The sequence below is a fragment of the Ulvibacterium sp. genome (genome assembly GCF_965248315.1).
In the GTDB taxonomy this organism is placed as follows: Bacteria; Bacteroidota; Bacteroidia; order Flavobacteriales; family Flavobacteriaceae; genus Ulvibacterium.
Window position 1 is genome coordinate 287,983 of sequence record NZ_CBDFIX010000001.1, and the last position, 21,644, is coordinate 309,626.

Consider the following 21,644-nt stretch of genomic DNA (forward strand, 5'->3'; position numbering starts at 1 on the left):
ATTTAGCAAAGGACAAGAATACGCAGCATTGGGACAATTATTCCCGAAGCTGGGAAGGAAGGGATTCGGTATGTTTTTTAAGTAAGGACCGCAATTGATTACTGCTTTGAAGACCGCAGGCCAATGAGACTGCGTTCACTTTTGTACCGTTGGAAAGCAATTGCTGGGCGCGTTCGACACGAAGTTTGGCCAAATAATCCCCTATGGTAATGCCTGTGGTTTTTTTGAATACCCGAGTCAAATTTCTTGGACTCATATAAGAGTTTTCGGCCAGTTCCTCGATCTTTAATTTTTTGTCCAGGTTTTGGGCCAATGTATCCTGTACTTGGTGAATACGATTATCCATATGGTTTCTGTATTGCAGAAAAACACTTAGTTGCGGATCGTTTTCCGTTCTGCGAAGATAAATAACTACTTCCTTGGCAATTTTGGTGGCAAAAACGGGACCGTATATTTCCTCCAAAAGGAACAATGCCAAATCAATACCGGATGAAACGCCGGCACTGGAATACAAATTACCGTCCTTAACGATTAATCGGTCCGATAGCAATTTCGCTAGAGGGAATCGGGTTTTGAAATCCCGGAAATACTTCCAATGGGTGGTGCAGCTCTTTCCCTCAAAAAGCCCGGCAAAAGCCATGAGGTAGGCTCCGGTGTAAACCGAGCAGATTTTTCCCTTGTTTTGGTGTTGTTCTTTTAGCCAACTAAAAAAACGTTGGTTTTTACTTTTAAAATCTTCGGCAAAAAACAAATGGGATTCCAGACCGGGAATAAAAAGCAGGTCATTTGGCCCTAAAGTAAAATTCCAAAAAGGTTCCAAACTACCCAATGCTATGCCAGCACTGGATATTTCCTCGGTACCAGGATTCAGGCTTAGATAATGGGTCTTAAATTGGGCACCATATTCATTGGCCTCATAAAACAAGTGTATTGGTCCGGCTATATCCAGAAGTTGAACTTCCGGGGGGATTAAAAAGTAGGCGTTATAGGTGCGATTGTTCTGCAACTATTTGTTTTCTGAATTGAAAAAGTGGTGTGTTCGCCCTCCAAAAATAAGGGTATTATTGGATAAAAAGCAGAAGTATAATCAAAAGCACTGCAAAAATACATGGCTATATTGACTTTTGGAGTATTGGAAAATTTTATAAAAGATTTCTAATGCGATAAGCAAATAACCCTTGCCGAAGTTCAACAACAGGCTTACAGGCTTAACATCCGATAGTAGAAGTTTTTGTATTTTTTGGCATAGCCCTTTATATAGGTCCAAATACTTTTAAAAATAGAATCGGATTTTGGTCTCTTGATTGTATGGCTGTTTTTTCTTGACAAGTGGCTAGGCATCTAATAGGGTATAAAATTAGATAGATTACTTTTAATTTACAATTAATTAACGTTAAATTTACATATAAATTGTGCACGATTAGGACCGAAGAAGATTTTTGTGGGTGATTCCAGGGAGTAAAGCTCGGTAGGATTTGTTTTAGTGAATGTCAATAAATTTCTCCCGTCCAACTACTGTTTGAACGTTCTTTGCTTCAAGAACTGCATACAAAAAGATGATACCAGAAGAATTATGCGTTGATAGACTTGGAATTAGAGCTCGGGCTCACAGACAAAAAGGGCAGGTCTCCAAATTATAATCTGATTCTCCAAATCATCGAGAGAAATTGGATTTTCCGGAGTGCCACTTAGCATATTCCCATCACAGTCAAAGATAGGAATGTTCTTGTCAATCAAAGGGTTGCAGTCCCAATATACAAATATCACCTGCCCTTTGTATTCGCCTTGGGTTATGTAGCAGTATTTGGTGTCTTCCGTAATGTTGGCCTTCCTCATATCTATTTCCATTCTGAGCCATGACAACTCTTTTGCAGGATTGTCTACTCCACAAGCCGGTCTTATAACATCGTCATCATTCGAACAAGATAGAAGTACAAATAGTGCAAAAAATACGATTGAAGCAGTTTTCATAGAATATCCTTTTTAGCATAGATAGCCCACCAAAAAATGGTTGCGCAAAAAACCTCCAGAAGCCATGCCCCTGGAGGTTGAAAAATGAATTCTTTTTTTTTATGTTATTTACTCCAAGGAGGAGTTACGTTATTGGATCGTGCATAGGCGATCAATTGCCCCTTGTGCTCCCCATTGTGCTCTAGGACAATCAAAAGACCGGAAAGTCGGCTGAATTTACCGAAACCAAAATCAACTTCCTCATTAAGTTTGTCATTTTCCACCATGGTCATCTTCTCAAGGATAAACTCGTTCGATTTTTTTAAGGCTGCCAAAACATTTTCCTTTCCCTTTATTTTTTCAATGTTCATCATATCAACATCCTCTGGAGGGGCAAAACCTAATTTGGAGGCCAAGTAATAGTTGGCTCCGGCAATATGTAAAAGGGATTCTCCCACCGAGCGAATGCCCTCAGCAGGACGCCAGTCATATTGTTCCTCGGAAAAGGCTTCCGCTAGGGATATTACCTGCCCTTGGTTGTAGGTTAGCATTCCTTGGATGGTGCTTTGGACCATGGTATCTTGCGCATACGTTATAGCCATCGTCAGAAACGCAGCAAATACAGTTAATTTTTTCATTTTCTAAGTGTTTAAGTTGTTATAAATTGTTCGCTAGTCATAGTAGATAACTATGTAGCTTACAAGGTATTAAAAACCAAGCACTATTTCCCATAAAATTTAGGAAATACGATATCTGTCCTATCTATCCCAAGAAGGGGTATCTATAATCCTCTGGGGTTACAAAAGTTTCCTTGATCAATCGTGGGGAAACCCATCGCAATAGATTCTGGGCAGAACCGGCCTTATCGTTAGTGCCGGAGGCACGTGCTCCTCCAAATGGCTGTTGGCCTACTACCGCACCTGTTGGTTTGTCGTTGATATAGAAGTTTCCTGCACAGTTTTGAAGGGCATTGGTAGCTTGATCAATGGCATATCGGTCTGTGGCCAAAACGGCCCCGGTCAACGCGTATTCCGAAGTGGAATCTACTAATTCCAAGGTTTTGCTCCAGTCTTTGTCATCATAGACGAATACAGTAACCACCGGACCGAACAATTCCGTTTCCATAGTTGTATAATGCGGATTTGTGGTTACAATAACCGTGGGTTCCACAAAGTAACCTTTGGATTTGTCGTACCCACCTCCAGCAACGATTTCCGCGTCCTTGTCCTTTTTGGCCCCATCAATGTATTTGGCCAATTTATCAAAGGAACCCTCATGGATAACGGCGGTAATAAAGTTGGACATATCCTCTGGAGAACCCGGTGGGTTAAAGGATTCGATATCTTTTTTCACCAGCTCCAATACTTCCCTTGAGGTCGATTTTGGCAAATATACGCGTGAGGCTGCACTACATTTCTGTCCCTGGAATTCGAATGCCCCTCTGGTTATAGCCGTAGCTACTTGCACTGGTTTAGCTGTGGAATGGGCAATAATAAAGTCCTTACCTCCCGTTTCACCAACAATTCTGGGATAGGTTTTGTACGTATGTATATTGTTCCCTATTTTTTTCCATAGTTCTTTGAAGACATGGGTGGAGCCGGTAAAATGGATACCCGCAAAATCGGGGCTTTCCAAAACGGTATCCGTTATCATTACCGGATCACCATAGACCATATTGATGACCCCATCCGGAAGGCCGGCTTCCTTAAAGACATCCATAATTACCTTTGCCGAGAATATTTGATGATCGCTAGGTTTCCAAACTACCACATTTCCCATCATGGCCGCACTCGCAGGCAGGTTCCCGGCAATGGCCGTAAAGTTGAAAGGGGTAACGGCATATACAAAACCTTCCAAGGGACGGTATTCTACTCGGTTCCAGATTCCTTCGGCAGAATCAGGCTGCTCCTCATAAATCTGGGACATATATTCCACATTGAAACTTAGAAAATCTATTAACTCGCAGGCCGCATCTATTTCTGCCTGATGAATGGTCTTGGACTGTGCGATCATGGTGGCAGCGTTCATCTTTGCTCGATAGGGTCCGGCAATGAGTTCCGCAGCTTTTAAAAATATGGCCGCACGCTGTTCCCAGGTCAGATTTGCCCAGGCAGTCCTGGCCTCGAGACAATTTTTGATGGCCTTTTGCACATGCTGTTTTTCAGCCAAATGATATTCGCCAACACTATGCCCATGATTGTGGGGCGGGGACATGGGTTTGGTGTTTCCGGTGTATATTTCTTCGCTCCCAATATATAGTGGAACCTCCACTTTTCCGTTAAAATACGCTCGGTACTGTTTTAATACGTCATTCCTTTCCGGAGTGCCGGGAGCGTAACTTTTTATCGGCTCGTTCAGCGCTGTAGGTACATGAAAAAAACCCTTGCCCATAATGCTATTTTTTAGGTGTTAAAAATCGCAGCAAAGGTACTAAATGGGAATTCGATTAAAAACTAATAAATGCTTAAAAATACGTTTCAATTCAACGCAAAGGGAGCATGAAATTTAAAGGTAGGGATATAGACCCTAAATTTCTCCGTGGAAGTAAAATTCACCATATTGTAATGGCCTTTCATAGCTCCGATCGGGGAGGCCAATAAACAACCCGAATTATAGGTGTGGGATTCGCCGGGCCTTATTACGGGTTTCTTACCGATAACCCCTTCGCCATCCAGAATTTCCAGATCGTTAAGGGCATCATATATCTGCCAATGACGAGAGGTCAATTGAACGGAATCCTTACTTTGGTTCTCTATGGTGATGGTATAACCGAAAGCAAAATGCATTTTGTAGTTTTTGAAGAAAGTACCCTCAAAACTAGTATGTACCGAAATTTTTATGCCCTTGGTTACTTGAGTAATCATAGTTGTCTAATATGTAAAAATGTTTCCCGCTAGGAGAAACACTACACCGAACAACGCTAAAATAAAAAAAATCGCGTTCAGAAAAAGATATTTAACAATAGTTTTAAAGGTGCCTTGTTGATAGAATTTCCGCATGGCCTGCAGCAGATATATGGAAAATATGGTAATAAAAATCCAATTACTGCTAACGTTGAATATAGAATCTATCAAATAGCTAATAATGAGCAATATAAATAACAATGAAGTATTGTGAAAGCTAAAGACAAGATGATCGGTATAAGTATATTTTTTCCTGATGTATACCAACCCAATGAACAGTGTGAACACGGGAAGAAAGAAAAAAACCGCAAACGGTAACTTTGAAATCAAAGAACTGATAAAACTTCCCGGTTGTCGTGAGGCCCTTACAAAACCTGCCGCTGCACCAAAGGACATCTTGTTTTCGAAGGATTCAGGAATTTGATATTTACCCATGGCATCTTTAAGGGTGTACACCCTATCTTTTCGGATTAATGTATTGAAAAATTCTGCCTTGGTATAGAAACGATCGCTAAAATCTAGACTATCTAGGGATGCAAAATGGGCCTGGGGATTTTCCATTATCAATGAATCCCTATAATCTACTACGCGATCCAACTGTTCCGAAATTCCTATTGAATCCAAAACCTTTATTGCTTCTTCCCTATTCTCGTCTTCAACATCTAGCTCTATGCCAAACGGACCTTGAAAATCAATCGGACTATCCTGTTTGTCTACCCCGTATTTATCCAATTCCGAGAAATTTCCACTAAAATTTTGAATCAAAAAATAGATAATGGCAAGGCTTAATAAAAATCGGAATGGATTGGTATAGGACATCCTTTTTCCCTCCACATAATCCCTTGTAATTTTGCCAGGTCTAATCAATAGGGCGGATAGTGTTTTTAGAAGTTTGGAATCATAGGATAGCATATTGGAAAAAAACTCATCAAAGTAATCCTTGATCGTCAATTTTTTAGTGCTATTGGCCTGCGAACAATTTGGGCAATATTTATCACTGAGGTCCAACGGATGTCCACAGTTTAAACATTTGGTTCCTCGATATTTAAGTTGATACCTACCTTTGGAAGTTATGGTCGGCTTGTTCTCCATCATTGGTTTGGAATGAAGGATAAATATACGTTAATTGCTGATATTGCGCGAGTTTGTGGAACCCACGCCAATAATACTGTCGTAGAGATCACCAAAATTGCGATAGTACACCAAAATTAAATAGGTGTTCTCGGTAAAGTGGAAATTGCCGCAGACCGTATTTAAATCGATAATGCCACCTTCCCGTTTTATGACGTATTTATAATTGTAGAAGCCCTGTTTAAATCTAATTTCGGCCTCCATCATTCCATTATCCTCGTTGTAGGTCATTTTGTTCTCCTCCAGCAGGGCGTAATTGTTGTATTTGCCAAAAATATATACTTCATCCAATTCCAAAATTGCATCGTAAGGAAGGCTAAAATGCACATTGGTATATTCAGCTTCACGGGAATTTTCAGTACCCTGAAGGGTGCGAATCACAAAATCTCCGTTAATGTCGGGAAAATAGGTATAGGGTTCGTTAAACCTATAATCATCACTAAATAGATAATGTTGGTATAAATCCCCAATTTCTATTCTCGATATCTGTGCGCTTGGCGCCCTTAAATCGCTGGTGTCAAAGTTGAGAAACTCGTTTCCCCCAAAAAAACTGGTCTCCTGATCGTACTTGTACACAAGTTCGTTGCCTATGGTAAATTGCGGTTTAATGTTGTATAAAGTGGTTGGCCAGTAATAATTCTGTATGATGGCCACCTTTACCTCTTTCTTCGGATTTACCAATTGGAAATTACCGGCATTGATATTGAATTGGGCTACCTGTTTTTCGTTCAAAAAATTAAAGTCGCGAGAACGTTTTATGGTCCCGCCAACCTTTACCAGATCTTTGTAGACCACAAACCTTCTAGAGAATTGAAGCTCATAACTGCTGTTGTAAATCTCTATGAGATAGTTGCCGCTCACTTTTAGGCGCACATTTTCATTGGGTATGGTGAGGCGATAATTGGAATAGGGCTGCAAAGTGGTATAGCTGTTCTCGTAATCTATAATACGCTGGTTGTCCACGCCGCTGAGGTATTGCGATTTTAATAGGTCCGATGGGGTCCAATCGTAATCACAATGAACAATCTTGTAATAGTAATCCTGCTCAATGGCCAGAATGTCATCAAACTCCAAATAGATAGGTTCGCCGATTTGAACTACGGGAAATTGATCTTCCGTAGGTCCTTTAAAAATGATGGACTTTATGTTTGAGGGCGGGTCTATTTCTTCCTGAACCTGTGCGAACAGGGAGGACACAAAAAAAAACAAGAAAATCTGTTTAAGATTTAAATGCATTTATGGACTATTTTTTGGGCAAAGGTAAACAAAAAGCGTGCCTAGGGAATTAACATCGGTGTAATGCCCAAATTTCTAGGCAATTATTATGAAAACTTTCTTTTAAATACTATTTTTGCCCCTAATTTTGCTAACCTAAGCTCTACTATAACATGTCCAAAGACATTCGGATTAAGAAAGGCTTGAACATCAATCTTGTCGGTGCCGCAGAGCAAACTATTTCCAAAGCCGTTTTAAGCAATGTTTACGCAATAAACCTCAACGATTTTCACGGTATTACACCTAAAATGTTGGTAAAGGAGAAGGCCGAAATAAAGGCCGGCGAAGCGCTTTTTTATAATAAAAATAGGGAAGACATGTTTTTTGTTTCCCCAGTAAGCGGAGAGCTAATTGAGATTGAGCGTGGTGCCCGAAGACGCATTTTGACCTTGAGGATACTGGCAGATAAGTCACAACAAAATTTGGAGCACGATGTCCTAGATGTCTCCAGTGCCTCTTCCCAAGAACTAAAGGCCTATCTCCTTAAAGGAGGATGTTGGCCTTTTATAAAGCAGCGTCCCTATGACATCATAGCCGATCCGGATACCGTTCCCAAGGCAATCTTTATTTCGGGATACACATCGGCCCCTTTAGCGGCAGATTATGATTTTGTGCTTCAAGGAAAGGAAAAGGAACTACAAACGGCAATTACAGCCTTGGACAAAATGACTCCGGGGAAAATACATGTTTCGGTTGGCAAATCCTCCAATTCGCCATTGGCGGGACTAAACGGGATTGAATTGCACAAAGTTTCCGGGCCTCATCCTGCAGGGTTGGTCGGAACGCAGATCAATAAATTAGACCCCATAAATAAAGGAGAAATTGTTTGGACGGTTACTCCCCAAGATCTTGTAATCATGGGTGAGTTGCTTTTGACCGGTATTTTTAATCCCGAACGCATCGTTGCCTTGTCTGGCTCCTGTGTTAAGGCCCCGAAGTATTATAAAACCAAAATAGGGGCGGAAATTTCTACTTTTCTATATGCCAGTGGTGTTAACTCCGACGATTTTAGGGTCATTAATGGAGATGTACTTACGGGGACCAAAAGTAATCCTGATGGGTATTTAGGTTCTTACAATAACACGGTAACGGCTATTCCCGAAGGGGATGACTATGAATTTTTTGGCTGGAACAAACCCATTTTTAATAAGGTTTCCGCTACTAGGGCCTTGACATTCTCATGGATGCAGCCTAACAAAAAATATGACCTGAACACCAATACCAATGGAGAACATAGGGCATTTGTGGTAACCGGTATGTATGAAAAGGTTTTTCCCATGGACATTTATCCCCTTCAGTTATTGAAGGCTTGTATGGTAAAGGATCTGGATGAAATGGAGCAATTGGGACTTTACGAGGTGGCTCCGGAGGATTTTTCCTTGACCGAATTTGTCTGCATATCAAAACAGCCCCATCAACAGATTATTCGTGAAGGATTGGATTTATTACATAAAGAAATAGGATAAAATATGAGTGATAATAGACTAACCTTTAAGAAAAGACTACATATCTTAAAGCATAGGTATAGGGGCAAGAAAATGGCACCGGCCTTCAACGCCATCCATACTTTTTTATTCTCACCAGATGAAACAACACATTCCGGATCTCATATCCGAGGTGCCGATGACCTAAAGCGTACCATGAACACGGTTATCATGGCTTTGGTTCCAGTATTGCTTTTCTCTATGTTCAATACGGGATACCAACATTATGCGGCCATCGATGCCGCCAATGGAGTTGCAAGGGAACTGTCCCTATGGGGTAATTTTTTCACTTGGGAAAACCTTTGGATTGGAATAACCCAGGTATTGCCTTTGGTCATAGTATCCTATGGGGTAGGCTTGATCATAGAATTTATTTTTGCCGTCATAAAAGGGCACGAGGTAGAGGAAGGTTACTTGGTAACCGGAATGTTGGTTCCCTTGATCGTTCCTGTGGATACCCCCTTGTGGATGCTGGCTGTGGCCGTTGCTTTTGGGGTAATTATTGGGAAAGAAGTTTTTGGTGGTACAGGCATGAATATTCTTAACCCTGCTCTAACCATTAGAGCCTTTTTGTTTTTTGCCTATCCTACTTGGATGAGTGGAGACAAGGTTTGGGTGCATGAGGCGGTAGAACGTGCTGGAGGACCCGACGCCATTTCCGGGGAGACCATTTTGGGCTTTCTCGCACAGAATAAGGCAGATGAGTATTCCTATACCATATCCGACATGTTTTTTGGATTTATTCCTGGTTCGGTGGGAGAGACTTCTACATTTCTGATATTGCTCGGAGGTCTTTTTCTTATTTTCAGTAAAATAGCAAGTTGGCGTATCATGGTCAGTGCCGTTATCGGTTCCTTGGTTATGGGACTGATTTTTAACGGAGTTGTGGATGCTGGATGGATTACCGAGACCAGTAATTTTTATGGACTGATGAGTTTCGAATTCTGGAAACATTTAATAGTGGGAGGATTGGCTTTTGGTATTGTGTATATGGCTACGGATCCCGTAACCGGATCACAGACCAACCGTGGAAAATGGTTTTATGGATTCCTAATAGGGTTCCTTTCCGTAATGATACGGGTTTTCAATCCTGCCTATCCTGAAGGTGTTTTCTTGGCCATATTGCTGATGAACGTTTTTGCTCCTACCATAGATCATTATGTCATACGGGGCAATGTGGCACGGCGAATGAAACGGTTGAAGAATGCGACTATTTTCCCAAAAGATTCGGATAGTAAAGAAGAGGAACTAAAAGTTGAAACAGTATAATTATGGCCATTAATACCGAAAAAAATACGTATACCGTAATTTTTGCCTGCATCATGGTAGTGGTAGTCGGTTCTATCCTGGCTTTTTTGGCATCATCGCTAAGTGATAAAATAAAGGAGAACGAACGTTTTGAAAAACAGCAGAACATCCTTTATGCCATGGGGGTAAATGAAAACCAAGACGAAGGCAGTGTGAATTTCATACCGACGGATAGGGTAGAGGGGGAGTTCTCCAATTACATAAAGGAGCAATTGGTCATTGAAGGAGACCAAATTACCCAGGATGATGACGCCTACCTTATCGACATGAAAAAACAGCTTTCCGAAATGAAGAATGGGACAACACCAAGGTTGCCCTTGTTGATCGGTGAAAAAGAGGACAAAAAGTTCTATATCATTCCGCTGTATGGTAAAGGTCTTTGGGGCCCTATTTGGGGTTTTGCAGCTTTGGATGATCAAATGGTAGTCCAAGGGGTATATTTTGATCATCAATCTGAAACCCCTGGTCTTGGTGCCAACATTAAACAGCGTTATTTCATGGACGATTTTACCGGGGAATCTATCTTAGATGGCACCCTATACGCTGGCATTGCAGTGGCCAAAGGAAACAACGACCCACTGAATAACACAAAGGACGATAACGAGGTAGATGCCTTGGCCGGTGCTACAATTACGGGTAACGGGGTATCCGCCATGATAAGCCAAAGTGTGAACCTATACAAGGGCTATTTAGAAACTATTAGAGCAAAATAACTATGGCTTTACTTACTAAAAAAGATGCTAGTCTAATATTAGATCCCCTAGCGGACAATAATCCGATTACCATACAGGTCTTAGGTATTTGTTCGGCATTGGCCATTACAGCAGAATTAAAGGCATCCGTGGTCATGGCCATATCTGTAATATTCGTATTGGGAGTGGGTAACGTGGTCATTTCGCTGATGCGGAACGTTATCCCTTCAAAAATCCGAATTATTGTTCAATTGATTGTAGTGGCTACACTTGTAATCATTGTTGATCAAGTGCTAAAAGCCTTTGCCTATGAGTTGAGTAAGACCCTTTCCGTATTTGTAGGGTTGATAATTACCAATTGTATTATTATGGGTCGTTTTGAGGCATTTGCCCTTGGTAACGGTCCCTGGAAATCGTTTTTGGATGGTATTGGCAACGCTTTGGGCTATGGTGTAATTCTTATCATTGTCGGTTTTTTTAGGGAATTATTGGGATCTGGTACATTGTTTGGCTACAAAGTACTGGGCGACCCCGTTAAAATGACCGGACTTTATTCCACGGGATATGAGAACAATGGTTTTATGATAATTCCACCAGCGGCATTAATTGTGGTGGGAATCATCATTTGGGTACAACGATCGCGTAATACGGCCTTGATAGAAGATAATTAGAAGACTAGTTAAAAAAGAAAATTATGTTGGAGCATATTGAGCTGTTTTTTAAATCCATTTTCATAGATAACATGGTTTTTGCCGTGTTCTTGGGAATGTGTTCGTATTTGGCGGTTTCCAAAAAAGTTGCCACAGCTGTAGGTTTGGGAGCTGCGGTTATTTTTGTTTTGGCCGTAACTGTGCCCTTGAACTGGCTTCTAGACCAGTATTTGTTAAGGGATGGCGCTTTGGTTTGGTTGGGCCCGGAATATGCGGATTATAACCTGAGCTTCCTATCCTTTATCCTATTTATTGCCACCATTGCTACCATGGTACAGTTGGTGGAAATCGTAGTAGAAAAATTTTCGCCGTCGCTATATAACTCATTGGGCATCTTTCTTCCTCTGATAGCTGTGAATTGTGCCATTTTAGGAGGATCCCTTTTCATGCAATCTAGGGAAATTGCCACGCTGGGATTGGCCGTGAACTATGGTATAAGCTCCGGTATTGGTTGGTTTCTGGCTATTTTGGCCATAGCCGCGATTCGGGAGAAAATCCGATATTCCAATGTTCCCCCTCCGTTGCGGGGATTGGGCATTACATTTATAATTACTGGATTGATGGGCATTGGTTTCCAAAGTTTTGGAGGCATGTTGACAGGAGGTGACGAGGCCGCTGCCCCGGTGGAGGAGACCACTGTACAAAAAATTGAGAAAGAAGAAAAAGAAATTAAAGAGGAAATCGATGAGAAAGAGATCTCCTATAACGATGCCGTAAAAGAATACAAATGATTTTAGCTACAAGCATAGGAGGAACCATATTAATCACCGTAGTTGCATTTTTGATTCTGTTACTTTTGTTGGTGGCCCTATTATTGTTCACCAAGGAAAAGTTATCTCCGTCTGGTCCGGTGACCATTACCATAAACGGGGAAAAGCAAATAGAAGTTGCCTCTGGCAGCTCTTTGTTGTCCACACTGGGTAATCAAAAAGTGTTTCTACCATCCGCCTGTGGTGGCGGGGGGACCTGTATACAATGTGAGTGCCACGTACTCGCCGGAGGTGGCGAGGCCTTGCCAACGGAGACACCACATTTTTCCAAAAGGGAATTGAACGAGGGGGCTCGCTTGGCCTGTCAAGTAAAGGTGAAGCAAGATATGGAGATTACCATTCCCGAGGAAGTCTTCGGTATTAAGAAATGGGATGCCACAGTCGTACGTAATTACAACGTGGCTTCGTTCATCAAGGAATTTGTTGTTGAAATACCGGATGATATGGGCTATAAGGCAGGGGGCTATATACAGATAGAGATTCCTCCCTGTGAAATAAAATATGCCGATATCGATATTACGGCACATCCGGAGGAACATGAAACACCGGATAAATTTCAGGCCGAGTGGGACAAGTTTAATCTATGGCCTTTGGCAATGAAAAATACCGAAACGGTGGAAAGAGCTTACTCTATGGCTTCTTATCCTGCAGAAGGCAGGGAAATTATGCTGAACGTACGTATTGCAACACCACCTTGGGACCGTTCCAAAAACGGATGGATGGATGTAAATCCCGGTATAGCCTCGTCCTACATATTTGCCCAAAAACCTGGGGACAAGGTGGTTATTTCGGGACCTTATGGCGAGTTTTTTATCAACGAATCGGAATCGGAGATGTTGTATGTCGGTGGGGGTGCCGGTATGGCGCCGATGCGTTCGCACTTGTACCATTTGTTCAAGACCTTGAAAACTAATAGAAAAGTGACCTATTGGTACGGGGGCCGTTCAAAAAGAGAGCTATTCTATATCGATCATTTTAGGCAGTTGGAAAAAGACTTTCCAAACTTTAAGTTCTATATGGCACTTTCGGAACCGCTGGAAGAGGATAATTGGAAGGTGAAGGAAAACTTGGATTCCCCTGGGGATGGTTTTGTAGGTTTTATCCATAATTGCGTTATTGACAACTATTTAAATCATCACGAATCTCCTGAGGATATAGAACTTTATTTTTGTGGCCCACCATTAATGAACAAGGCCGTTCAGAAAATGGGTGAGGATTTTGGTATTCCAGATGAGCATATCCGTTTCGACGATTTTGGAGGATAACGGGTATACAAAATGATTTTATAACCTGATTGGTTCTCTGGACCGGTCAGGTTTTTTTTGATGTAATTTTGAAACATGGGCAAACCATTGACGGAGCAGGAACTTCACAACCTTGCCATGAATATTGTGGGCAAGCAGTTGGAAACCGAGGGCTATGAATTTATGGGGGTCAACAGTAAACCCAAAAAGAATCCCCAATTTGTTTGTCTTAAGGAAAAACAATTACACTTCATCGTTGTACGAAATGTGGATTATCCGAATGACCCCAAAGACTATGATTTGGAATTAGTACATAAGGTAAGGGCACATGCCGAAAAGTTTGAGGCACGTACCTATTATGCCGGTGTTGGGCTTTCCAATGCAAGCGATCAAAAATTACCCGTATTCTTGAATGAAGCTTATATAGTGGATTATGACGGACTTATTGAAATTTACGATGAATAGGATTGGATTACTTTTTCTGTCGACCGTTTTTATACTTTCTTGTTCCCCCGACGCCTCCAAATTAGTACAAAACGGGAATGCTGGAGGTGCTTTAGGGACTTCCTATAGCATTATTTATTTGTCGAATGGGAAACAGGATTTCGAAAAAGAAATCGACTCTGTATTCGCGGTAATCAACAAATCCTTGTCCACGTATCTCCCGGATTCGGATATATCCAAAATCAATCAAGGCGATACTACCGTAGTGGTGGATAAAATGTTCAGGGAAGTATTTGAACTTTCCCAAGAGGTAAATCGTATGACGGATGGCTATTTTGATCCCACGGTTGGAGTTTTGGTCAATGCATGGGGATTTGGTCCAAGCCCGTCCATCAAAATGGATAGTACAGTTGTTGATAGTCTTCTGGCTTTCGTAGGATTGGAAAAGGTAGATTTGACCGAATCCAATCGGGTCAAAAAGGAGAATCCCAATATTTATTTGGATTTCAATGCTATTGCCAAGGGATATGCCATTGATCGATTGGCCGCTTTTTTGGACGAAAAGGAAATTTCCGACTACCTTATTGAAGTAGGTGGGGAACTTGTAGGCAAAGGAGAAAACCGGATAAAGGGAAAACCATGGGTAGTGGGTATAGACGATCCCCAAATTGAAGAAGGAAGGCGCCTTAAAATTCTCATGCAATTAAAGGATAGGGCATTGGCCTCCTCGGGAAACTACCGGAAGTTTCGGATAGATTCCATTACAGGGAAAAAATATGTACATACGATAGATCCCAAATCCGGATTCACAAAAAATGGAAGCACCTTGGGAACTACGGTTTTGGCAAATACCTGTGGAGAAGCGGATGCCTACGCGACTGCTTTTATGGCCATGGATCTCCAGGACGCACTTGCTTTATTGGCCGCACAAAAGGAACTTGATGCCTATATCGTTTATCTGGATGAAGCAGGGGAAGCCCAGGAATTTATGACAGAGGGTTTTAAGGACTTAGTAATGAATCCCAATGGTTAAAGTGTGGAAAACTATTGGTGTTTTCAGTTATGTGGAAGCCCCTTTGTATATTTAGCCTTCATCAATCCATTTGCTTCGGCTGTTTGGCATGTTTTCCTTTACCAATGTAATCCATATTATCATCATTTTTCAGGGGACCTTGCTTGCCATTTATATTTTGGTCTCAAATAACAAAAAAAGCAGGGGAGACCTTCTTTTAGCTACAATAATAGGAACCCTTACCATACAGGTTTTGGGGCTTTTCCTTGCGAATAGGGGCATCTCTAGCGCTTTGTTTCAAAGTGTTAATTGTGCGTATGGCTTTTTGTACGGACCGTTATTGTTTTTTTATATCAGGTGCATCACCCAAAAACGGTTTGTTTTTTCAAAGGTAGACTTCCTTCATTTTTTTCCTTTCCTGGTCATTTGTTTTGGTATTTGGTTTACAAATGGCAAGGTATGTAGTCCAGAAACCTATATCGGATATGTGGTCCATATTCTTTTTTACATTTTTTTATGTTTTATTCAGGTAAAAAAATATAAACAGGTAATGAAGACCAACTATTCACAATTGGAGTCGTTGAACGTAGGATGGCTGCATGGGGTCTTTGTTGTATTTTGCTTGATCGTTCTTACGGATATTGCACAGTTCATCGCATTCTTTTTGGGCTTAAACACCTATTTTTTAGAGAATGCCGTGTTTCTCTTGATGCTTGTAACCATTAATTTGCTTTATTTCTATGGATTTACCTCCTCCAGAAAACCTTTTGGCTACAGTAAGGAAGATTTGTTGTTTACTACGGCCTTAACATTAACATCCCGTAAACGAATCAATACCACGCTTGAAGAAAATAAAAAACTTATAGCGAAGTTGGAAGGTCATATGCTTACCCATGAATCCTTTAAAAACTATGACCTAACGATTGCCACCTTGGCCCAAGAGATCGATATACCCAAAAGAAGACTTTCCGAATTGATCAATGACCATTATGATCAAAATTTTGTAGACTTTATCAATACGTACCGAATCAATAGCGCCAAGGAAAGGTTTATGAGTCCTAAGAGCCAGACTGAAACTATCTTGGAAGTATTGTATGAAGTGGGATTCAATTCAAAATCATCATTCAATACTGCTTTTAAGAAAAAAACCGGAATTACACCTTCGGAGTTTAAATCTAAGTACAAATAACATTTCTACTACTTTTTAAAAGAGTTCGGATTCGCGTTTTCAGACGACTGATGTTTGCAATCGACCTAATTTTGGCAGCAAACTTTAAAAACATCAATTATGAAAACGATCAAAATTTTAGCGCTAATCTGCATTTTTATCTGTAGTTGTAGATCCCAACAAGGCCCAGAAATTACATTTTCCTTTGAAACAGAATCAGATGAAATCACTTCAGTTACCATTTCCAAGTACAATTTTGGTTTGGAGAAAATGGTTGAATGGAAATCCTTGGATAATCTGGTTCCCCAAAAAACCTATCAAACAACGGATAAGTTTTTGGAACCGTCCATCTACGCCTTAAAACTAAACACGGGTAAAGGGATGAGAATAGCAGTTGAGCAAAGCGGTGCCGTCAAAATTAAAATTGAGGATGGGATAAAGCTGGAATCAAAGGTTGCCTCCAATCTGGATTTTGATAAGAGTATTGAAAATCTCAACAACCAATTTTTTGCCGGAATGATTCAGGATTTTGATAAAGCCATGAAAGAAAACGATCAACAAAGAATAGAAGAGCTTGAAAAGGAGAAGGACAAGGTTTTGGTGCAATTTATAAAATCCATGGAGAACCTGGTAAGGAATATGGGGCCATCGGCCAAAGCTTACAATGCCCTAGGCTATTTTGATCTTACCAAAAACAGAGACTTTTTCAAGGAGATGATTGTCAGGTTTGAAGCGGAGTACCCTTCAAGCGGAATGAGCAAGTCGTTAAGAACACGCATAGATAAAGCCGCTCAACTTGCCATAGGGAGCGAAATGGCAAATTTTAAGGCGCTAAATAAAGAAGGGGTTCCGGTAAATCTTTCCGATTATAGGGGAGGCTATGTACTAGTGGATTTTTGGGCATCATGGTGCAGGCCTTGCAGGGTGGAAAACCCGAAACTCCTTGAACTTTATACCAATCATAAGGGAGCAAAGTTTGAAATTATCGGGGTAAGCATAGATTCGGACAGTGACGTATGGGAAAAAGCCATCCAGAAAGATGGAACTGTTTGGAATCAAATCTTGGACAAAGACCAGACCATTTTTAAACAGTATTTGTTATCATCCCTTCCAGCGAATTTTTTGTTAGACCAAGAGGGTAGGATCATCGCGAGAAATATGACCGCTGAAGAACTGAAAACCAAGCTTGAAACCCTTTAATAAGTTATGTTCAAAAAAGATTTCGATTATGGGGAATCATTTTCTTACCAAGGGAATGATTTCCCCTTTGGCCAAGCGATATCTTTCTATTTCCTTATCGGATAGGGATGCTGTGTAATCTATTTCGTCTACAGTAAATCCTACACTGCGCAATTTATCAAAGTAATCCCTGCCATAAATACGGACATGATCGTACTGCCCGAAGATTTCTGCGCGCTTTCTTCTATCGGTAATGGAATCATCCTCAAAGGTCTTTTCCCTTCTTAGGTCTTGGGGAATCTGAAATATGCCCCATCCATTTGGTTTTAGCACTCTATACAATTCTTGCATGGCTTTGGTATCATCAGGGATATGTTCCAAAACATGATTGCAAAGAATAACATCGAACGAATTGTCTTTAAAAGGTAAGTTACAAATATCAGCCTTTACGTCTGCCAGAGGGGAGTCCAAGTCCGTGGTAACGTAATTCAAGTTTTTCAGTTTTTGAAAGCGTTTGTGAAACGCCTGCTCCGGGGCAAAATGCAATAGGCTATATTTCTTGGAAAAGAAGTCCGTTTTATTTTGTAGAAACAACCATAACAATCGATGACGTTCCAAGGATAGTGTGGATGGCGATAAAACATTCTCCCTAGGATTTTCGTAGCCATAGGGAAGAAATGTCCGAAAGGACCTTTGGTCTATGGGATCAACATAGGAACTGCCTTTCATGAAAAAGGCAAGTACAGGCCTGACCCAATAACTCAATTTTATCAGAAGGGGTCTGGGTATGGCGTTAAGAATGTATTTGAAAAATTTTGACACGAATTACGCGAATTGTCATTAATCTTTAAAGAGCTACACTGTACACGGCTTCACTAAACCCTTTACCTAATTCGTTATGGACATCCATACAAAGACCAATTATACAATAGGATTCGTCTTTGTAAATGATGTCGGACATAACAAAAATTCGAGAGATTAGTGAAATTCGTGTCTTCGAAATTCTGCCTCTTCATCACTTTGTATCCCCAGGGCATCGTAGATGTATTGATATGTAGACAATAGTTCCGGTTTGCCGTTCACCAAGGCAACGTTATGCTCAAAGTGCGCACTGGGTTTCCCATCGGCGGTCAAAATGGTCCATCCATCGCTTAGTTGTTTTATCCGTCGTGTACCCATGTTGATCATTGGCTCTATGGCAACCACCATCCCCTCAACAAATTTTTTCCCACGCCCCCGTTTTCCGTAATTGGGCATTTCCGGACTTTCGTGTAGCTTCTTGCCCAAACCATGGCCGACTAGTTCGCGCACTACACCATAGCCGTGGCTTTCACAATAGTTTTGGATGGCAAAACCTACATCCCCAACCCTGTTTCCCATCCTGAACTCGCGAATACCAATATAAAGGGATTCCTTAGTGACCTGCAACAATTTTTTGGTTGCTACCGCAACCTCCCCAACTTCAAAGGTATAGGCATGATCTCCATAAAACTCATTTTTAAGAGCACCGCAGTCTACTGAAATGATATCTCCATCCTGCAAGGGCTCATTATTAGGGATACCATGGACGACCTGCGCATTGGGGCTCATGTTTAAGGTGTTGGGAAAGTCGTACATACCCAAAAAGCCAGGTTTAGCACCATGGTCTCGAATAAATTCCTCGGCAAGCTTATCCAAGTATAATGAGGTGACTCCGGGTTTTATTTCCCCGGCCAACATACCCAACGTTTTGGAAACGATCAATGCACTCTCGCGCATTAATTCTATTTCTTCCGATGTTTTTATTTTTACCATAGTCCGCAAAGGTAAACAAATGCAATAAGTTCTTTAAACTAAAGGCTTTTGGGTCATCAATTGAGGTTGGGGAATGCCCATTAGTTTGAGTATGGTCGGGGCTATATCGCCTAGGACACCATCTTTTACTTCCTTAATATCTTCATCAACTATAATTAAGGGCACAGGATTTGTAGTGTGGGCGGTATTGGGACTGCCGTCAGGATTGATCATAGTATCACAATTGCCGTGGTCTGCAATGACTATGGTAGAATATCCATTCTCTAGTCCGGCCGTAATTACAGATTCCGCGCACTGATCTACGGTCTCGCAAGCTTTTATGGCCGCATTCATATCCCCGGTATGACCTACCATATCCGGATTGGCAAAGTTTAGACATACAAAACCTGCTTCCTTCTTTTCCAATTCAGGAATAATGGCATCCCGTATTTCGTAGGCACTCATTTCTGGTTTTAAGTCGTATGTGGCCACTTTCGGTGAAGGACACAGAATCCGTTGTTCCCCTTCGAAAGGAACTTCCTGGCCACCGTTGAAGAAAAAGGTCACATGCGGGTATTTTTCCGTTTCGGCAATACGTATTTGTTTTTTTCCGGCCAGAGCCAGAGTCTCTCCCAGAGTTTCTTTAATGTTATCCTTGTCATACACCACCTTGATACCATTAAAGGAATCGTCATAGTTGGTTAAGGTGACATAGTACAAGTCTAATTTATGCATTTGATGTTCGGGCATATCCTGTTGACTTAACACCTGGGTAAGTTCCCTCCCGCGGTCCGTCCTGAAATTGAAGAAAACCACCACGTCATCCTCCTCGATTTTGGTCAGGGGCTCATTGGTATTATCCACCATAACAATCGGCTTTAAGAACTCGTCGGTTATACCGTCATCATAACTTTTTTGGACGGTTTCCGATACTTGGGACGACTTTTCCCCTTTGGCCTGGACCATTAAATCATAGGCCTGTTTAACACGATCCCATCTTTTATCACGGTCCATGGCAAAATACCTGCCGATTACAGAGGCCAACGAGGCATTTTTATCCGAACAGAAATCCACAAGATCCTGTAAAAACCCTTTACCACTTCTGGGATCAACATCCCTTCCATCGGTAAAGGCGTGAACATACATATTTTGCACGTTGTAACTCTCCCCAGCATTGATCAAACCTTTTAAATGGGATATATGGCTATGTACTCCTCCATCACTTACCAACCCTAAAAAGTGTACGGCCTTATGGTTTGCATTCGCATAGGCAAAAGCCTCTTGTAACACCTTTTCTTCCTTAAGCTTATCCTCCTTTACAGCCAAATTGATCTTGGCGAGATCCTGATATACAATTCTTCCTGCACCTAAATTCATGTGCCCTACCTCACTATTACCCATTTGGCCTTCGGGAAGTCCAACGTTCATGCCATCCGTAAGAAGATTGGCACTGGGATATTTTTTATAAAGACTATCAATAAATGGCGTATTTGCATTATCTATGGCAGAGACTTTAGGATCTGGGGATTTTCCCCAACCATCCAAAATCATTAATATCACTTTTTTGTTCATCTCTCAATTTTTATAAAGTTTCAAAAGTAGTATGATCTGGTACGAATTGCCAATAATACGACCTTCTTTTTTGCCTATATGAAGTAGCAAGAAACGGATTGTGGGACGTGGCCAATTCGGTTACTTTTGAAACATGGAAAAAACATATCACGGACATATCATAGAAAGAGCAATCCACTATATCGTAGAAAATTATCGGTCTCAGCCTAGTTTGGAGGAGGTTTCCAAACATGTTCATTTAAGCAAATACCATTTTCAACGCTTATTTCATGAATGGGCTGGCGTTACGCCAAAGCAATTTTTGCAGTATATAACAGTGGAACATGCTAAAAAATGCTTGTACGAAGGACAATCCACCCTGGCTACCGCTTACGAAGTGGGACTTTCGGGAAATGGTCGTTTGCACGACATGTTCATTAAAATAGAATCTTGCACCCCGGGCGAGTTTCAGAAAAGAGGAGAAGGACTGGTTTTGAAATATCAGGTAATCGATTCTCCTTTTGGTAAATTAGTCATTGCAGAATCCGATTTGGGGATAACCCAAATGGAATTTTTAATGGAAAATACTTCACCTATTGAACTTTTGGAGTCCATATTTCCAGAAGCCTGTTTTCGCCAGGAATTGGGAACTTACGGCCAGATGGTGAAGGATTACTTTACTAGTTGGAAAATTCCTGAAAAACAAATCGTATTAGATCTTAGGGGCACGCCGTTCCAGGTTAGTGTTTGGAAAGCTCTACTTTCCGTTCCCTCTGCCCAATTTGTAGCTTACGGAGATATTGCAAAAGCCATAAATAAACCCAATGCGGTACGTGCCGTAGGAACTGCCATAGGAAAGAATCCTATTGCTTATTTAATACCCTGCCATAGGGTAATCAGGGAAACGGGCGAAATGGGCGGATATGGTTGGGGCAAGGACAAGAAATACTTGATCAATGGTTTTGAAAATGTACAATTGCGCAACAAACGGATTGCATAAATTGTGCCCAATGTGGAGCTTTGTATATATAAGGCAGTGAACCCTAAGAA

22 protein-coding genes are annotated in these 21,644 nt (G+C 41.2%); 11 read left to right on the forward strand and 11 right to left on the reverse strand.

Annotated elements, in window-relative coordinates; all coding sequences use genetic code 11:
• Positions 1-37 precede the first annotated feature (37 nt).
• From ACP2AF_RS01285 to ACP2AF_RS01315, 7 genes are all read right to left on the reverse strand, one after another.
• Entirely contained in the window at positions 38-1,006 is a 969-nt protein-coding gene (locus tag ACP2AF_RS01285) for a GlxA family transcriptional regulator (RefSeq protein ID WP_425234436.1), read from the reverse strand.
• Between the two features lie 587 nt (positions 1,007-1,593).
• Entirely contained in the window at positions 1,594-1,971 is a 378-nt protein-coding gene (locus ACP2AF_RS01290) for a hypothetical protein (RefSeq protein WP_425234437.1), read from the reverse strand.
• Positions 1,972-2,075: 104 nt separating this feature from the next.
• Positions 2,076-2,588, reverse strand: a complete 513-nt coding sequence (locus ACP2AF_RS01295; protein ID WP_425234438.1) for a DinB family protein — start codon at positions 2,586-2,588, stop codon at positions 2,076-2,078.
• Positions 2,589-2,712: 124 nt separating this feature from the next.
• Complete coding sequence (pruA, locus tag ACP2AF_RS01300) at positions 2,713-4,341, reverse strand: L-glutamate gamma-semialdehyde dehydrogenase (RefSeq protein ID WP_425234439.1); 1,629 nt, start codon at positions 4,339-4,341, stop codon at positions 2,713-2,715.
• A gap of 86 nt (positions 4,342-4,427) precedes the next feature.
• Positions 4,428-4,814: a Co2+/Mg2+ efflux protein ApaG gene (gene apaG / locus ACP2AF_RS01305; RefSeq protein ID WP_425234440.1), complete on the reverse strand. Its 387-nt coding sequence runs from the start codon at positions 4,812-4,814 to the stop codon at positions 4,428-4,430.
• A 6-nt stretch (positions 4,815-4,820) separates the two neighbouring features.
• The gene (locus ACP2AF_RS01310) at positions 4,821-5,948 is read right to left on the reverse strand and encodes a DUF3667 domain-containing protein (protein WP_425234441.1); all 1,128 of its coding nucleotides are present in this window, start codon (positions 5,946-5,948) and stop codon (positions 4,821-4,823) included.
• A 27-nt stretch (positions 5,949-5,975) separates the two neighbouring features.
• A complete protein-coding gene (locus ACP2AF_RS01315) occupies positions 5,976-7,220 on the reverse strand; it encodes a DUF5103 domain-containing protein (RefSeq protein ID WP_425234442.1) in 1,245 nt (414 codons plus the stop codon).
• Between the two features lie 152 nt (positions 7,221-7,372).
• Between ACP2AF_RS01315 and ACP2AF_RS01320 the strand changes: the two genes are divergently transcribed.
• The 10 genes from ACP2AF_RS01320 (at position 7,373) to ACP2AF_RS01365 (ending at position 17,291) form a co-directional block, all read left to right on the forward strand.
• The gene (locus ACP2AF_RS01320) at positions 7,373-8,725 is read left to right on the forward strand and encodes a Na(+)-translocating NADH-quinone reductase subunit A (protein WP_425234443.1); all 1,353 of its coding nucleotides are present in this window, start codon (positions 7,373-7,375) and stop codon (positions 8,723-8,725) included.
• Positions 8,726-8,728: 3 nt separating this feature from the next.
• Positions 8,729-10,012 (forward strand): NADH:ubiquinone reductase (Na(+)-transporting) subunit B, encoded by a 1,284-nt coding sequence (locus ACP2AF_RS01325; RefSeq protein WP_425234444.1) that lies wholly within the window; start codon positions 8,729-8,731, stop codon positions 10,010-10,012.
• A gap of 2 nt (positions 10,013-10,014) precedes the next feature.
• The gene (locus tag ACP2AF_RS01330; RefSeq protein WP_425234445.1) at positions 10,015-10,764 is read left to right on the forward strand and encodes a Na(+)-translocating NADH-quinone reductase subunit C; all 750 of its coding nucleotides are present in this window, start codon (positions 10,015-10,017) and stop codon (positions 10,762-10,764) included.
• Between the two features lie 2 nt (positions 10,765-10,766).
• A complete protein-coding gene (locus ACP2AF_RS01335) occupies positions 10,767-11,414 on the forward strand; it encodes an NADH:ubiquinone reductase (Na(+)-transporting) subunit D (protein WP_120713334.1) in 648 nt (215 codons plus the stop codon).
• 23 nt (positions 11,415-11,437) lie between these two features.
• Positions 11,438-12,184, forward strand: a complete 747-nt coding sequence (gene nqrE, locus ACP2AF_RS01340) for an NADH:ubiquinone reductase (Na(+)-transporting) subunit E (protein ID WP_425234446.1) — start codon at positions 11,438-11,440, stop codon at positions 12,182-12,184.
• Positions 12,181-13,488: an NADH:ubiquinone reductase (Na(+)-transporting) subunit F gene (gene nqrF, locus ACP2AF_RS01345; protein ID WP_425234447.1), complete on the forward strand. Its 1,308-nt coding sequence runs from the start codon at positions 12,181-12,183 to the stop codon at positions 13,486-13,488. Before nqrE ends, nqrF begins: the two co-directional genes overlap by 4 nt.
• 75 nt (positions 13,489-13,563) lie before the next feature.
• On the forward strand, positions 13,564-13,932 hold the full coding sequence (locus ACP2AF_RS01350) for a Na(+)-translocating NADH-quinone reductase subunit F (RefSeq protein ID WP_425234448.1): 369 nt from the start codon (positions 13,564-13,566) through the stop codon (positions 13,930-13,932).
• Complete coding sequence (locus tag ACP2AF_RS01355) at positions 13,925-14,944, forward strand: FAD:protein FMN transferase (RefSeq protein ID WP_425234449.1); 1,020 nt, start codon at positions 13,925-13,927, stop codon at positions 14,942-14,944. The genes ACP2AF_RS01350 and ACP2AF_RS01355 overlap by 8 nt, the downstream gene beginning before the upstream one ends.
• 529 nt (positions 14,945-15,473) lie before the next feature.
• Positions 15,474-16,112, forward strand: coding sequence for a helix-turn-helix domain-containing protein (locus ACP2AF_RS01360; RefSeq protein ID WP_425234450.1), 639 nt, complete (start codon positions 15,474-15,476; stop codon positions 16,110-16,112).
• Positions 16,113-16,211: 99 nt separating this feature from the next.
• Positions 16,212-17,291: a TlpA family protein disulfide reductase gene (locus tag ACP2AF_RS01365; RefSeq protein ID WP_425234451.1), complete on the forward strand. Its 1,080-nt coding sequence runs from the start codon at positions 16,212-16,214 to the stop codon at positions 17,289-17,291.
• Positions 17,292-17,327: 36 nt separating this feature from the next.
• Here ACP2AF_RS01365 and ACP2AF_RS01370 read toward each other — a convergent pair whose 3' ends face one another.
• The 4 genes from ACP2AF_RS01370 to gpmI are packed head-to-tail and all read right to left on the reverse strand — an operon-like array spanning position 17,328 to position 20,615.
• Positions 17,328-18,092, reverse strand: a complete 765-nt coding sequence (locus tag ACP2AF_RS01370) for a class I SAM-dependent methyltransferase (protein WP_425234452.1) — start codon at positions 18,090-18,092, stop codon at positions 17,328-17,330.
• 25 nt (positions 18,093-18,117) lie between these two features.
• Positions 18,118-18,231 (reverse strand): GxxExxY protein, encoded by a 114-nt coding sequence (locus ACP2AF_RS01375; RefSeq protein ID WP_425234453.1) that lies wholly within the window; start codon positions 18,229-18,231, stop codon positions 18,118-18,120.
• A 17-nt stretch (positions 18,232-18,248) separates the two neighbouring features.
• A complete protein-coding gene (map, locus tag ACP2AF_RS01380) occupies positions 18,249-19,064 on the reverse strand; it encodes a type I methionyl aminopeptidase (RefSeq protein WP_425234454.1) in 816 nt (271 codons plus the stop codon).
• 33 nt (positions 19,065-19,097) lie between these two features.
• Positions 19,098-20,615 (reverse strand): 2,3-bisphosphoglycerate-independent phosphoglycerate mutase, encoded by a 1,518-nt coding sequence (gpmI, locus tag ACP2AF_RS01385; RefSeq protein WP_425234455.1) that lies wholly within the window; start codon positions 20,613-20,615, stop codon positions 19,098-19,100.
• Between the two features lie 133 nt (positions 20,616-20,748).
• Between gpmI and ACP2AF_RS01390 the strand changes: the two genes are divergently transcribed.
• The gene (locus tag ACP2AF_RS01390) at positions 20,749-21,594 is read left to right on the forward strand and encodes a bifunctional helix-turn-helix domain-containing protein/methylated-DNA--[protein]-cysteine S-methyltransferase (RefSeq protein ID WP_425234456.1); all 846 of its coding nucleotides are present in this window, start codon (positions 20,749-20,751) and stop codon (positions 21,592-21,594) included.
• Positions 21,595-21,644 lie beyond the last annotated feature (50 nt).